The sequence below is a fragment of the Tabrizicola sp. genome (assembly GCF_016793705.1).
In the GTDB taxonomy this organism is placed as follows: Bacteria; Pseudomonadota; Alphaproteobacteria; order Rhodobacterales; family Rhodobacteraceae; genus Tabrizicola.
In genome coordinates this window covers 1-13,364 of record NZ_JAEULO010000037.1, presented here as the reverse complement: position 1 = coordinate 13,364, position 13,364 = coordinate 1, and the positions used below count along the sequence as shown (strand labels likewise).

13 protein-coding genes and 2 pseudogenes are annotated in these 13,364 nt (G+C 64.9%); 2 read left to right on the top strand and 13 right to left on the bottom strand.

All coding sequences use genetic code 11. From position 1 onward, the window contains the following. Both JNJ68_RS08715 and JNJ68_RS08710 read left to right on the top strand, forming a co-directional pair. Positions 1–160 (top strand): annotated as a pseudogene (locus JNJ68_RS08715) (aspartate aminotransferase family protein); the annotation flags it as partial. 7 nt (positions 161–167) lie between these two features. Continuing rightward, a complete protein-coding gene (locus tag JNJ68_RS08710) occupies positions 168–1,019 on the top strand; it encodes an MBL fold metallo-hydrolase (protein ID WP_294981515.1) in 852 nt (283 codons plus the stop codon). A gap of 119 nt (positions 1,020–1,138) precedes the next feature. On the opposite strand, the gene JNJ68_RS08705 is transcribed toward JNJ68_RS08710, so the two are convergent. The 13 genes and pseudogenes from JNJ68_RS08705 to JNJ68_RS08650 form a co-directional block, all read right to left on the bottom strand. Continuing rightward, on the bottom strand, positions 1,139–2,674 hold the full coding sequence (locus JNJ68_RS08705) for a sulfatase-like hydrolase/transferase (RefSeq protein WP_294981512.1): 1,536 nt from the start codon (positions 2,672–2,674) through the stop codon (positions 1,139–1,141). Further along, positions 2,671–3,660: a phosphotransferase gene (locus tag JNJ68_RS08700; protein WP_294981509.1), complete on the bottom strand. Its 990-nt coding sequence runs from the start codon at positions 3,658–3,660 to the stop codon at positions 2,671–2,673. Before JNJ68_RS08700 ends, JNJ68_RS08705 begins: the two co-directional genes overlap by 4 nt. Beyond that, on the bottom strand, positions 3,657–4,394 hold the full coding sequence (locus tag JNJ68_RS19460; protein ID WP_363165649.1) for an aminotransferase class III-fold pyridoxal phosphate-dependent enzyme: 738 nt from the start codon (positions 4,392–4,394) through the stop codon (positions 3,657–3,659). The genes JNJ68_RS08700 and JNJ68_RS19460 overlap by 4 nt, the downstream gene beginning before the upstream one ends. Further along, positions 4,319–4,951, bottom strand: a complete 633-nt coding sequence (locus tag JNJ68_RS19455; RefSeq protein WP_363165647.1) for an aminotransferase class III-fold pyridoxal phosphate-dependent enzyme — start codon at positions 4,949–4,951, stop codon at positions 4,319–4,321. The genes JNJ68_RS19460 and JNJ68_RS19455 overlap by 76 nt, the downstream gene beginning before the upstream one ends. A gap of 34 nt (positions 4,952–4,985) precedes the next feature. Further along, positions 4,986–5,774, bottom strand: coding sequence for an IclR family transcriptional regulator (locus JNJ68_RS08690; protein WP_294981506.1), 789 nt, complete (start codon positions 5,772–5,774; stop codon positions 4,986–4,988). A gap of 95 nt (positions 5,775–5,869) precedes the next feature. Next, positions 5,870–6,619, bottom strand: a complete 750-nt coding sequence (locus JNJ68_RS08685; protein WP_294981504.1) for an ABC transporter permease — start codon at positions 6,617–6,619, stop codon at positions 5,870–5,872. Next, entirely contained in the window at positions 6,616–7,395 is a 780-nt protein-coding gene (locus JNJ68_RS08680; protein WP_294981501.1) for an ABC transporter permease, read from the bottom strand. The genes JNJ68_RS08685 and JNJ68_RS08680 overlap by 4 nt, the downstream gene beginning before the upstream one ends. Then, positions 7,392–8,177, bottom strand: a complete 786-nt coding sequence (locus JNJ68_RS08675) for an ABC transporter ATP-binding protein (protein ID WP_294981499.1) — start codon at positions 8,175–8,177, stop codon at positions 7,392–7,394. The genes JNJ68_RS08680 and JNJ68_RS08675 overlap by 4 nt, the downstream gene beginning before the upstream one ends. A 53-nt stretch (positions 8,178–8,230) precedes the next feature. Then, positions 8,231–9,202: an ABC transporter substrate-binding protein gene (locus JNJ68_RS08670; RefSeq protein ID WP_294981498.1), complete on the bottom strand. Its 972-nt coding sequence runs from the start codon at positions 9,200–9,202 to the stop codon at positions 8,231–8,233. Positions 9,203–9,817: 615 nt separating this feature from the next. Beyond that, positions 9,818–10,675: a hypothetical protein gene (locus JNJ68_RS08665; RefSeq protein ID WP_294981496.1), complete on the bottom strand. Its 858-nt coding sequence runs from the start codon at positions 10,673–10,675 to the stop codon at positions 9,818–9,820. Between the two features lie 30 nt (positions 10,676–10,705). Next, positions 10,706–11,071 (bottom strand): hypothetical protein, encoded by a 366-nt coding sequence (locus JNJ68_RS08660; RefSeq protein ID WP_294981494.1) that lies wholly within the window; start codon positions 11,069–11,071, stop codon positions 10,706–10,708. A gap of 24 nt (positions 11,072–11,095) precedes the next feature. Further along, positions 11,096–12,049, bottom strand: coding sequence for a dynamin family protein (locus JNJ68_RS08655; protein WP_294981492.1), 954 nt, complete (start codon positions 12,047–12,049; stop codon positions 11,096–11,098). A gap of 30 nt (positions 12,050–12,079) precedes the next feature. Beyond that, positions 12,080–13,364, bottom strand: a pseudogene (locus JNJ68_RS08650) (hypothetical protein); the annotation flags it as partial.

Here is a 13,364-nt window from a genome sequence, read left to right as displayed (position 1 = left end):
GAAGGCGCAGCCCGGCCAGGTCCAGGCCAAGGCCTACGAGGCGGGCGCCATGGTCCGCGTCTCCGGCCCCAACATCATCCTCTCGCCACCCCTCGTCATCACCGAGGCCGACGCGACCACCATCCTCTCCGCGCTCGACGCGGGGCTGGCGGCGGTGTGAGGGCAGCATGGAAAATTACGTCGCACTTCTCGGAACAAAGGGCGGCCCCGCAATCCGCACCGGCTCGACCAACCCGACCTCCAGTCTGCTGTGCCTGGCAGGCCAGCGCGTGGTGGTCGACTGCGGGCTTGGCGTGACGCGCGGGCTGGTGGATCAGGGCATGGCGCTGAAAGACCTGGACCAGATCGTCATCAGCCATCTGCATTCCGATCACTACATCGAACTTGGCCCGCTGCTGCATACCGCCTGGGTCGCCGGGTTGAGGACGCCCGTCGTTGTCCATGGGCCGGAAGGGCTCTCGGACTACTGGAAGCATTTCCTCGCGTCGATGCAGTATGACATCGCGATCCGCGTCGAGGACGAGGGTCGTCCCGATCTTGCCAGCCTTGTCCGGATCGAGACGGTGGATCCGGCGCAAAGCTTTGCCATCGGGCCGCTGACCGTCCACAGCATGCTGACCGAACATCCGCCCGTGACCTGCCATGCCTTCCGCTTCGAGGGCGCCGGCAAGGCGGTCGTCTTCTCCGGTGACACCGCCTACATGCCGCAGATGGCCGATTTCGCCGACGGAGCCGATCTGCTGATCCATGAAGCGATGCTGGGTGAGGCGTTGCCGGCCTTGCTGGCGCGCATCGGCAATGGTGACGGCAGGCTGATGCACCACTGGCTGCGGGCACACACCTTGGCTGCCGATGTGGCGAAGATCGCGGCGAAGGCCCGAGTCAAGGCGCTTGCGCTGCATCACCTGATCCCCTCGGACGATCCGGCCTTTGGCGAAAAGGAATGGCGCGACAGCGTGGCCGCCGACTGGACGGGCACTTTCCACCTCGGTCATGACGGCATGAGGATCGACCTCTAGCGCGGTTGAAGGTCGAACCATCGGGAGCAGCGGTCCGGCCCCCGCGCTCCATGGTCCGTCAGTGCCGGATGCAGATCAGGTCGGCGTACGCAACGCGCCAGGCGGACAGACGCGTTAGCTCAGGCCAGCGCGTCCGGCCACGGGCTTGAATCGCAGGCGCGGGTGAGTTCCTGGACCAGATCGGCCATCAGCCCTGCCTTGATCGCTGCATGGGCAGGACTGTCCCAGAGGTTGACGATCTCTCCCGGATCGCTTCGCAGATCGTAGAGTTCGCCCCAGGCCTGATCCAGGTAGATGCTCAGGCGGAAGTCCTTTCTGACCAGGGTTCGCACCCGTGGCGGCGTCGCAAAGCCCAGCGAAATGCGATTGCCCTCATCCTCGACCAGAACAGCATCGCGCGCGGGCGCGGTGAACAGGTTCTGTCCCTGCATCCCCCAATAGGCGCGGCAGCCCGCCCGATCGAGGATGGTCCTCGCGATATCGACCGACGACGCCAGCCGCGAAATCCGCTGCGGCCCCGCTGCCGCAGGATCGGACCACAGGAACGGCACCCGGATGGTGGACTGGTAATGCATCGGCCCTTTCAGGATCATGCCGTGATCGCCCAGGAAGTCGCCATGGTCCGACGTGAACACGACGACGGTATTCCCGGCGAGGCCCGCGCGATCCAGCTGGTCCAGCAGGGCACCGATGGCATCGTCCACCATCGCGATCATGCCGCAGGTCAGGGCGATCGCCTCGCGCGCCTGCCTTTCGTTCACCAGCGCCGCACCATAGGCCGCCTTGCCGATCTCGGCATTCTCGCGCAGCCATTTCAGGTGCGGCGGCGGCAGGCTGGACCGGGCATGGAAGCTTTCGGGAAGCACCATGTCCACAGGGTCGTACATATCCCAGTAGCGACCCGGCGGTGAAAAGGGATGATGCGGATCGGGGAAAGACACGAAGGCGAAGAATGGCGTTTCCTGCCGGGCGGGGTCGGACAGATAGTCAAGCGCGCGATCGCGGACCCAGAACGTGGAGTGCTGGTCCTCCGGAATGGCGGTGCGGATCGCCTGCGGACAGGTGTAGTCGTGCGGCAACTGATGGTCCGAGCCGCGCAGGCGCTCGGGGTCGCCCAGCGAAGCCCTCTGGTCCCGCAGATGTGCCGCCCCGGAATCGTCGCCATGCCCGGTCAGAAGGTCGACATGCGAAAACCCGTAGTAGGGCAGATGCAGGGCGGCCCTTCCGCGCCGGTCCCATTCCGCTTCCTTCTCCTGGTTATAGGGTCCGACCGGACGTCGGCGCGCATTCGCCAGATCGCCCGAGCCGGCCGGATTTCTGCCCAGCTCGGGCTCGCCGTCCAGAGTGCATTGCAGATGGCTCTTGCCGATCAGGGCCGTGTCGTAGCCGTCGGCGCGCAGCACATCCACAAAGGTATTGGCTTCCAGTGGCAGCGGAATCCCATTGTGCCGGATGCCCGAGATCGAGGTCGGTCGTCCGGTCATGATGGCCGAGCGGTTGGGCATGCAGACTGGGTTGGCGACGTGGAACCGCTCGAACAGGGCACCCCGTTCGGCGATGCGGTCGATGTTGGGGGTCTTCAGCACCGGATGGCCCGCACAGCCAAGGTAGTCGGCCCGATGCTGGTCGGTGATGATGAAAAGGAAATTGATCACCGCGATTTCTCCTTGTGTCCCCCGAATGGCCGCAGGCCATCGCCGGTTTCGGGCTTGCCCAGACAAGCCTCCGCCAGATGCCGAGCCACCGAGATGAGACGCCGATTGCGTTCGACGGCACCGGGCTCGTCCATTCGGGGGATGATCCAGCCCAGATAGGTCGCGGCTCGCAGCGTCAGGAACAGGTCCAGATGGTCGAGGTCGATGGGGCGCAGGGCGAGGTAGCCCTCCAGCAACGCCTGCCGCAGCATGGGAAAGTCGGGTTCGGACAGGTTCTTGATCAGCGCGGTCGCCAGGTCGAACAGGCGAAAGCCGAACCCTCCATCGTCGAAGTCGATGAACTGCGGCCCCTTGTCATCGAGAATGATGTTCTCGCGCACCAGATCGGCATGGATCAGGCCATAGTCGAGTTGCCCCTCAAGCTGGCGCAGCCGCGCATTGGCCAGGTCGCGAAAGGCGACGAACAGCTGTCGGTCCGGCGCGGACAGGGAGGGGTTTTCCCAGAAGCGACCCCACACCGGCGCCTCGCCCAGCAGGCCCGGGCGGTCCCAGGCGGTGCGGGCGAAGCCTGCAGCTGGGTTCCAACCATCCGAGACGAGGTGCAGCCGTGCCATTTCCCGCCCGATCGCGCGGAAAAGCCCGCTGCGATCGGTCGCCTGCAATGGCTCGCCGGTCTTGCCGACGGGACTGCCGTCAAGCCAGGTCAGCAGGTCGACCTGTGCTCCGCCGATCACCAGCAGCAGATCTCCCGAAAGCGCGGGCACCGGCGCCGGAACGCGAAGCCCGCCCCGTGCCACGGCAGCCATCCACGCCAGCTCGGATTGAAGCTCACCATCGCTGCGATACCCGCTTCGGTGCAGTCGCAGGGCGAAGGCGGCCCCCTCATGATCCAGCCTGTAGACATGGTTTTCGCGCGTGGCGACCAGTTCGACGCTCGCGCCCGCCTTTCCCCACAGTGCGAGCGCGGTCTCGATCACCTGGTTCATGGCAGCAAAGGCGTTTCGGCCAGAACCTCGTCCAGCGTGTCGAACAGAAGGTCCGCGTGGTCGATCGAGAACGGCATCGGCGGTCGTATCTTCAGCATGTTCCGATGCCGACCAAGGCTGGAATGCAGCACCCCGCGCCGACGCATTGCGTTGATCACACGATTGGTGAACTCGCCCGCCGGTGACTTGCTGTCGCGGTTCAGCACCAGCTCGGCGCCGAAGACCATGCCTGTCCCACGCACATCTCCGATACAGGGATGGCGCGCCTTCATAGCGTTCAACCGGGCGACGGCATATGCCCCCACGGCCACCGCATTTGCCAGGAGATCCTGCGCCTCGATCTCGTCAAGGACGGCCATGGCCGCCGCACAAGAGACCGGGTTACCGCCGAAGGTGTTGAAGTAGCGGTAGCCTTCGCGGAAACGAGACAGGATCTCGGCGCGCGTCACCACGCCGCCGACCGGATGGCCATTGGCCATGGGCTTTCCAAGCGTCATGATATCCGGCACGACGCCCATCTTCTGATGCGCCCACATATGCGAGCCTGTCCGTCCAAAACCCGACTGAACCTCGTCGCAGATCAGAAGCCCGCCAGCGCGGCGGACCACTTCCGCCACGGGCCTCAGCCAGCCATCGGAATGGAAGGGAAAGCCCTCGTTCAGGAAGATCGGGCAGAGAACCAGCGCGGCAAAGCCGATCCCCGACCGTTCATGGAGCGCAATCTGTTCGGCCACCTTTTCGGCAAAGATCGCGGCATCGGGATCGGGCCTGCGGTAGCTGTGGGCGCTTCGACGAAACGGAAATACTGGTCGAGGCCAAACCCCGACCCCGGCGGGAGCGAGCGGCCCAGCTGGCTGACCAGCGCAGTGTTGCCGTGGTAGGTCGCGTCCGTCGCGATGATCCCGCGCTTGCCCGTCACCGCCTCGGCCATGCGAAGGGCGATGTCGTTGGCTTCCGATCCGGTGCAGGTCAGGACCGCGCTGTCGAGCGCCGGATCCATGGTCGCGGTCAGCCGCTCCACATAATCCAGGATGCCCTCGTGCAGATAGCGCGTATGCGTATTCAGCTGCCCGGCCTGACGGCAGATCGCTTCGACCACGCGGGGATTGCAATGGCCGACATGGGGCACGTTGTTGTAGGCATCAAGGTATCTGCGGCCATCGGCATCCCAGAGCCATACGCCTTCGCCGCGGACGATATGGACGGGCTCGTCGTAGAAGGTCGCCATGTTCGGGCCCAGAAGCCGCCTGCGCCGTTCGATCAGCGTTTCCGATCCGGTATGTCGCGCCATGGCGCTGTCCCCCATCAACCATTTCCGTCCGGGATCAGGCTTGGTGCCCCTTGGGCATCAGCGCCCGATAGCCTGGCGGAATGACACCGCCAAGCGCCTCGGTCGCCGCCCTGGCAGCGATGAAGAGTTCGGCAACGATCTTGCGTTGCAGGTCCGGCGTCATCCGCGACGAGGGCGTTGCCACGCCCACAGCGCCCTGCGGTCGACCGTTCGCGGCAAAGATCGGCGCAGCCAGACCGATCACATCGCGCTCGAAGGTCTGGTCGGCAGACCCGAACCCGGTCTGCGTCGCCGCCTTCAGCTTTTCGTCCAGGTCCGTCGGCTGCAAGGGCGTGCCATCGGCAAAGGATTTCAGGTTACGCTTCAAGAGCTGGGCCCGCACTTCCGGCTCGGAAAAGGCGGTGTAGGCAATGCCCGAGGCAGTGGCGTGCAGGGGCAGGATCAGCCCCGGTTCCAGATAGACCCTGTTGGCCTTAGGGCTTTCCACCACGCCGATCGTGCCCAGGTCGCGCCCGCTGCGCAGGGCGGCATGGCTCGTCTCGCCCGTTTCGGCGGCCAGTCGGGCAAGGATCGGCATGATGGCTTCAGACACCGGAAAGCACGCCTCGCGCAGACGCGCCAGGCGCAGGATGCCGGCGCCAAGCCGCCAGGCCCGCGTCGTCGGATTCTGCTCGACGAAGCCGGTCGAAGCGAGGTCCACCAGCATCCGTTGGACGGTGGACTTGTCCAGGCCCGAAAGCCGCGCCATTGCGCTCAACCCGATCTCGGGGTTGGTCGCATCGAAGTTCTCGATCAGCCGCAGGGCTTTCTCAACGGTCCGCATGTCCAACCTTTCCCGGCAGTTTCACCAACAACAGCTCGCAATCAGCAGAGGTATTGCAGCGGCAGGCGCTTAACAACCCGCCGCTGTGGCCACCGCTACCTGCGATAATGCCAGAACAGGAGCTTCTGCTCGATCCGGTAGGCCAGTGCGTTGATCACAATGCCCACGGCCGAGATGAAAGCGATGCCGGCCAGCCCCGACCCGATCTGGAAATTTTCCTGACTGCGTTGCAGGTAGACCCCGATGCCGTTGGTCGCGAGCAGCATCTCCGATGTGATCGACACCAGGAGCGAGGAGGCCACCGCCAGCCGCGCGCCTGTCGCGATCATCGGCAGTGAGGACGGCAGGTCGATCAACAGCATCGTCTCGAACCTGGTCAGGTGCAGTGAACGGGCGACGCGGCTGAACATCGGGTGAATCGTATGCGACGCCTCGTAGGTGTTCATGATCAGGGGCATGCCGGCGGCATAGGTGATGATCACGATCTTGGCCGCATCGCCGGTGCCGGCGAAGAGCATGACAAGCGGCACGATGGCCGGCGGCGGAAGCGTGGCCACCAGGTCGATGACCGGGGATACTGCCTCGCCCAGCCAGCGCACCCGGCCAAGGAAGATGCCGAGGGGCACCATGATCACCGTAGCCAGGGCAAAACCTGCGGCTGCCCGCATGAGGGTGACGCCAAGGTTCGACACGATCTCGTGCCAGTTGCGGATGATGGCCTGCGTCACCTCGATCGGTCCGGGAAACAGGGGAGAGCTCTTCGCAAAGGCGACCACCTGCCAGAGAACCAGCACGGCCCCGGGGACCAGAAGCCCGAGAAGGGCAATGCGCCGACTTTCGTTCATTCTTGCCGCTCCATCATCTTCTGGTGCCAGCCGACGACGCCGCGGCGCAGCAGGCTGACCAGCCCGTTCATCAGCACGCCGTTCAGCCCGACCACGAACATCAGCGCGAAGACATCGGCCGTCCGCAGCGCGAAGGCCTTCTTGTAGATCATGAACCCGATCCCGTTGCTGCCGGACAGCATCTCGGACACCACGACCGCAACAAGGCTGATCGTGGCCGCATAGCGGATGCCCGCAAAGATCTCGGGCATCGCGGAGGGCAGCTTGATCCTCCACAGCAGCGTCCAGCGTCCGCAGCCCAGCATCCGGCCGGTGGCGACCTGAACGGGGCTGACCGCCTCCAGCGCGGCCGATCCGTTCAGATAGGGTGGCCAGACCGTGACCAGGATGACGACGAAAGCGTATAGCTTGGTTCCGAGGCCAAGCGAGAAAACCGCCATCGGCACGAAGGCTGCGGGAGGTATCGGCTGAAGCACGTCGGAGATGTAGCGGAAGCCGCGACCGAAGACCGGCGAAAGGTCCGACAGGATTGCCAACCCGATCCCCAGAAGAGATGCCGCTATCAGCCCGATGGTGGCGCGTGAAAAGGTCAGTGCCCAGCCGGACAGCAGATCGCCCGAAGCGATCATGTCGCCAAACGCGGCAAGAACGGCGGGAATGCCGGGGAAATATCGCTCTGGCACGATGGCTGCCAGATGAACCGCCTGCCAGAGCGCCAGCACGACCGCCAGCGCGACAGCCACCCTGACCGGACCGCGCAGGAGTGGAGGAGTCATGCCGCCTTCCTCGTCCGCATCGACCGTATCAGTGACAGCACCTCATGGCGGGCGGCCAGGAACGCCGGATCTTCCCGGGTCTCCAGCTGGTCGCGCTCGCGCGGAAGCTCGATTGTCACCTCCCGTACCACCTTTGTCGGGCGGGGCCCCAGCACCAGGACGCGTTGCGCCATGTAGACGGCTTCCTCCACGTCATGCGTGACCAGCAGGCAGGTCTGGTTGAACTTTCGCGCCAGGTCCAGGAACAGATCCTGCATATCGGCCCGGGTCTGGGCGTCAACGGCTGCCAGCGGCTCGTCCAGCAGCAGCAACTCGCTTTCCGAGGCCAGGCCACGCGCGATTGCCACGCGTTGCTGCATGCCGCCCGAGACCTGCCAGGGGTAGTGCCCGCCGAAACCGCCAAGTCCGACGGCCTCAAGCAGTTCGGCGGCCCGGTCGCGCTTGGCGCGCGCATCCCCGGCCACCCGGCGCATCCCGAACAGGATATTGTCGAGGTTTGTGTTCCAGGGCAGCAGCGAGCGGCTGTAATCCTGGAACACGACGGCCAGACCTTGTGGCGGCTCCATGACCGGCACACCCTTGAAGGTGATCTCCCCCCGGGTCAGCGACTGCAGCCCGGCAAGACACAGAAGAAGAGTGGTCTTGCCGCAGCCCGACGGACCGACGAGCGAGACGAACTCGCCCTTCTTCACGGCAAGGTTCAGCCCGTCGATGATCGAAAGGGTTCCGCCGGTGCCACCAAAGTCCTTGGCGACATTGCGGGCGGTCAGAATATCGGTCATTGCGCCTCTCCAGAAGGGACGGCGTGCCGGTGAAGGCCCGCCGTCGGATCAGTTCAGTACTTCACGGTCTGCACGAAATCGGCACCGCTCAGCGCGCCGTCATGCATCCCGTTGCGCACCATGGCGTCGAGGATCACCTGCACATCTGCCGGCGTGACCGTCATGTCCATGTTCACGATCGGAAGGTTGAACTTCGTAGCCGTTTCCGGCGTCAGCTCCAGATACTTCACGGCCGCTTCCTCCATGACCTTGCGATCAGCCAGAAGCTCCTTGCGGGCGCGGTCCATCACATGCGCCACCTTCACGGCCGTTGCCTCGTTCGCGGCAAGCCACTCGTCGCTGGCAAAGAGCGCGTCGTTCATCAGCGGCTTTGACAGGTCGTTCAGCGTACCCGCCGCGACCTCGACGGCGCCGATCGCTGCGTTGCTGGTGATCGAGGCATAGAACGGGTTCACGGTGCAGGCAGCGTCGATGTTGCCGAGCTCCAGCGCGGCCTCCTGCTCGGGGAAGGGCAGCACCACCATCTCGATGTCGTCCTTTGTCAGCCCCGCCGAAGCAAGGTGATCGCGCCAGGCCAGATCGCACAATCCGCCGTTGGCATTGATGGCGATCTTCTTCCCTTTCACGCTGGCGATGTCGGTGATGCCCGAAGCCTTCGAGGCGAGCAGCCAGAGGAACTTCTTGTCGGGGTCCACTTCCTGGCCCAGTTGCAGGAACATCTTCAAGTTGACGCCATTGAGGCGTGCGTTGATCGGCGGCAGCGGCGCCGCATAACCGATGTCGGCATCCCCCGAAGCGACAGCGGCAACCGCAGCCGGTCCCGACTGGACGGGAACCTGCTCCACATCAAGGCCGGCTTCCGCGAAGTAGCCCATGTCCATGGCGTAAAGCGCCGGAAGCATCGAATCGGCCGCCAGATAGGCCATCTTCAGCTGCACATCCTCTGCCGCGGCAGGGTTCGCCAACGCCAGAAGTGTCGATGTCACTAGTGCGCCGGCGGCATCGCGCCAGGTGTTTTTCCGCATGTCCTGTCCTCCCAGTGGTGTAAATAATGATCTATCGGTGATAATAATATGGCAAGGTGCCCGTATTCTGTCAACTCGCCTGACGTGGGCTCGTGCGAACTGCCCGCGACCAGGTGGGGCTCCCCGATGCCTGGCTGCGGGCTGGCCTGGTGATGGGGCGGGATGGACAAGCAGGCAGGGTATGCAGACGCCTCGTCATGCGAGATGCCCTCAAGCGGAATGACGGCCACTGTCTGCAAGGCCCTGCGTTTCTCGAACGATGCATTTCATCGAGCGCAGTTTCGTTCGACCGGAGGATGAGCTGCGCACAGTGGCCCCAAGGACAAGTGCGACCCGCATCGTCCGTGAAAGGACAGACCGACCTCGCTCACTTTCCTTTGGCCAAGGTCTGCAAGACGAAGGTCAAGGCCGGGAAGCCGCGCAACCAGGTCCACTACCCTCGGCTCGCAGATGCCGGCGCTTCCGGGCTTGCGCGCCGATTGCGCCAAGCGGCGGCGGCCAGCGACTTATCCCCGCCGCCGAGGTCTTCCGCCAACAGGACGACCTGGCCAAGGTCGGCAAGCGATTGATCGTGCTCGGTCTTGGTAAGATGAACTACGATTGGGGCGTCGCGACCTAGGTCAGCACATCCCGCCAGGCGGCCAGCGCTGCGCCGGTACATTCACCCTCGACAATGCCGAGCAGAAGGCCGCCGCCCAGCCTGGCGACCAGGATGCTGTGTCCCTCGATCAGCGTCGCTCCCAACATGACGCAGACCGGCGCGCCCGGCTCCGGCGAGAGCAGGTCGAGCTGTCGATCGACCGCCTCGCGCTCGTCGTCGAGGAAGCCCTGGAGATGCGAGACCATCTCCTCCGCGCCGTTGGATCGGTCGTCGTCCGGGCCCCCCACGATAAGCCAGGCCTGAAGCCCCAATCCGATCGCCTCGGCCAATCCGGCGAGCCCTGCGCCCGGCGCGGCAGCCGAAGGGCGCTCTGGCGCGGGGGCGGGCACCGCCTCCTCCTCCTCGGCGGAATCGTCGGCGGCAAGGTCGTTCAGGTCGATCAGCACCAGATCAGCCAGCAAGGCGACCGGCAGCCCGACGCTGACCTCTTCGCCCCCGCGCCCGATGGGGCCGGAGGTGACGCGCAATTCGTAGCGCGGGGTGGCGACCGCCTGCATCAGCTTGATCAGGTCGTCCTTGTGCTCGTCCTCCAGCACCTCGGCCCCGAGGCAGCTTTCCGCCCCCGCCAGACCGGGCGCCGCCGTCACCCGCAGCACCCGGCGGCCCGACACGTCCAGCGTCAGGCTGGGGCCACCGGCGGAATCGAATTGTAGCGACCGGCCGAGCATCGTCTCGTTCGCGGCGCGCAGAAGCTGGGCCAGCGGGTTGCGGTCATCGGCTTCGGCAATCACCCGCGCCCCGCCGGCGGCAAACCGGATAGCCGCCTGCAAGCTGCGCAGGCGAGCGACGATGGGAAGCGTGGCCTTGTTCAACGGTTTGCCCGACCCCCGTCACGCGCCCCGTCACCCGGCATGGGTGATGCTTTCAAGCGTGTCGCGGATTTTCGCCACAAACGCGGCAAGGTCAATGCCGTGATCGCAGATGCAGCACAGGGCATCGGCGGGTTCGGTGTCCGAGCGCAGGAAGACCCGCACCGCATCGGCGCCCATGACCACTGCGCCCTGCGGCTCGCCGAAGGCCTCGACCGACAGCGAGAACAGCGGGTCGTCGAAGCTGGCCCGGGCTTGGTCGCAGAGCCGGTCGAGATGTTCCTGCGTGGTGGCAAGCGAGCCCGCGCTGGACAGGATCATCCGCGAGGACAGGTCGGCGAAGGCCACCAGCCGGGCCTGCGGAAAGGCCTTCGCCACGGCACCAAGGCTTTCGCTCACACCCAATTCCGCGCCTTTCCCGGCTTAGGACATCTTCACACGGCTGGCCGGCACCTCGCCGGTGCCGACGATGTTGTCGGCGAAAGTCACCAGCGCCGGGCCGGTCTCGGCGGTGGGGCGCTCCGTGCGCAGCAGACGCTCGGTCTTGGCCTCCACCCGGCGCGGCAGGATCTTCACCACCGGCGTGTTGCGGATCACGGTCAGCCGCTCGAAGGCCTCGGCGATCAGGCTCTGGCCCAGTTCCGTCTCGTCGCCCGGGTCCGGGGTGATCGCCGGCTTGTCGGCCTCGCCCGGCTCGGGGTGGCCCTCGTCGATGATGCGGTGGATGATGTCGAACAGCGCCTGGGTGAAATCCGCTGCGCCGCTGGAGCGCCATTTCTCGGCATCATCACCCGCGCGCATCGCTTGCAGAAGCGAGACCGGGAAGACTTCGGAGAACAGTCCTTCGGTTTCCTGCCGCACCCGTTTGACCACCTTCGCCCGGTCCTTCTCGCCGAGGATCTTGTCGAAGCGGGTGATCAGCAGGACGCTGTTCTGCCGCATTTCCTGCGGGAAGGTCGACCAGACGCCGGATTCCGACTGCCGCCAGGCCTGGGTGGCATGGGTGCACCACAGCACCGCATCGGCCAGGTGCGCCATCCGCTCCCAGACTTCCGACGACATCGACGGGTCGGAGATCCCCGGCATGTCGATCAGGTCGCAATAGCGCAGGATGTCGCTCTTCATGAAGATGCGGACGTGTTCGGTGGTTTCCAGGCTGACCCGGTCCAGCTCGGCCAGGTCAAGGTCATAGGCATGGCCGTCAAGGCCCATCGTGTAGGCGTCGTCGGGGCCGTAGGACAGCCAGACCGGCGGAAGCTGGGTCGCGGTCACCTTCTCAAGAAGCGGCCTCGCCCCCATCAGCACGTTGCAAAGCGTGCTTTTCCCTGAGCTGAACTCGCCCATGATGGCGATGCGGGGCTTGCGGGTCAGCGGCATTCCTCAGGTCCTTTCGTACCCTTTTCCAACCTAGTCGGCGTAGATGGCAAGTTCGTCCATGATGGACGCCAGGCATTCCTGCCGGTCTTCCCAGGCATTCACGCCGAAGAGTTCCTTCATCTCTTCCATCGAAATCTCGGAAGACGCCAGCGCGCTCATCAAGAGCTCGCGCTGTTCCTGCAGGAAGTCCCGCAGGGTGGCTTGCGTGCGTTCGCGGAAAAGCCCGATCTGGATCGTTTTCAGGTCGTTGATGATCGGGTCGGTCTCGGCGCGGATCAGCTTGTTGAAATCCTGCGCAAAGGCCTTGTAGCCGCGGCGTCGCTGCCACCACCCCTTCCACCAGCTGACCTGAAGGTCCAGCGCGATGGTCTGGCCCAGGTTGATCGGCGGCGGAATGTAAGAGACGACCGGGGTCTCGATCTTGAAGCCCTCGACCGTGATCGAGAAGGTCTGGCCGTAAAGGTCGGCGATCTTGACTGCGGTCTCGTTGTTAACCTCGGCTGCGATGCCGTGCATCTTCTTCAGCACGACCTGGTAGCTGGAGCTGAGCAGCATCCGCAGGCCCAGGGGGCTGTAGTGCCAGGTCGCATCCTCGCCGTTCGCTTGCAGATGCTCGATCAGGCTGTTCGTCGCGCGGTCCAGGAAGCGTTCGTAGCTCTGGTCGATCCGGTGGGTGAAGTCCTTGCAGACGTTGTTCGTCAGATGCGTCAGCTTCTCGACCGCGCCAAGTTCGATCTTGCGCAGTTCCGCGTCCAGCTGCTGCGGCGTCATCGTGCGGTTCAGCTGCCCGTCGGATTCCAGGATGCGGACCTGGTCGACCACGTCCAAGCTTTGCGCCAGGTTCAGCGCCTGACGCGAGGATTTCTGCAAGGCCTCGCGCACCGGGCCTTCGTACATCCGCTGCCCCAGCGCATCCAGAAGCGCCGGCACGCCCGAGGCATGCCACACCAGCTGCTCCGCCGACCAGCTGTCCATCTTGTCGGCAAAGGCGGCGCGGGTCCAGTTGATCGCCGACTCGGTCGAGTCGTCGGTCATCTCGTCGATCTTGCCTTCCAGCACCGCGTTGGCCCAATGGGCCGAGCCGTAGATGATGTCGATGTCCGGCGGAGCGTTGTTCTTCTCCAGGGTCTCAAGGATGGCCCGATGAATTTCCGGCACCTGACTGGCCGGGTCCGGCAGTTCGTCGATCCGGTTGACGAAGACGATGATCTCGCGCGCTTGACGATGGGCGATCAGGCGGATCAGCGCCATGTCCATCGTCGTCAGCGCCTGATGCGCCGACAGGACGACAATACAGGACCGGCTGTCGCGCACG

Excerpts from the sequence above, each read along its gene's own strand:
- JNJ68_RS08685 (WP_294981504.1), bottom strand. The coding sequence starts at position 6,619 with ATGAACGAAAGTCGGCGCATTGCCCTTCTCGGGCTTCTGGTCCCCGGG.
- JNJ68_RS08690 (WP_294981506.1), bottom strand. The coding sequence starts at position 5,774 with ATGCGGACCGTTGAGAAAGCCCTGCGGCTGATCGAGAACTTCGATGCG.
- JNJ68_RS08680 (WP_294981501.1), bottom strand. The coding sequence starts at position 7,395 with ATGACTCCTCCACTCCTGCGCGGTCCGGTCAGGGTGGCTGTCGCGCTG.
- JNJ68_RS08675 (WP_294981499.1), bottom strand. The coding sequence starts at position 8,177 with ATGACCGATATTCTGACCGCCCGCAATGTCGCCAAGGACTTTGGTGGC.
- JNJ68_RS19455 (WP_363165647.1), bottom strand. The coding sequence starts at position 4,951 with ATGGCGCGACATACCGGATCGGAAACGCTGATCGAACGGCGCAGGCGG.
- JNJ68_RS08710 (WP_294981515.1), top strand. The coding sequence starts at position 168 with ATGGAAAATTACGTCGCACTTCTCGGAACAAAGGGCGGCCCCGCAATC.
- JNJ68_RS08670 (WP_294981498.1), bottom strand. The coding sequence starts at position 9,202 with ATGCGGAAAAACACCTGGCGCGATGCCGCCGGCGCACTAGTGACATCG.
- JNJ68_RS08700 (WP_294981509.1), bottom strand. The coding sequence starts at position 3,660 with ATGAACCAGGTGATCGAGACCGCGCTCGCACTGTGGGGAAAGGCGGGC.
- JNJ68_RS08655 (WP_294981492.1), bottom strand. The coding sequence starts at position 12,049 with ATGCCGCTGACCCGCAAGCCCCGCATCGCCATCATGGGCGAGTTCAGC.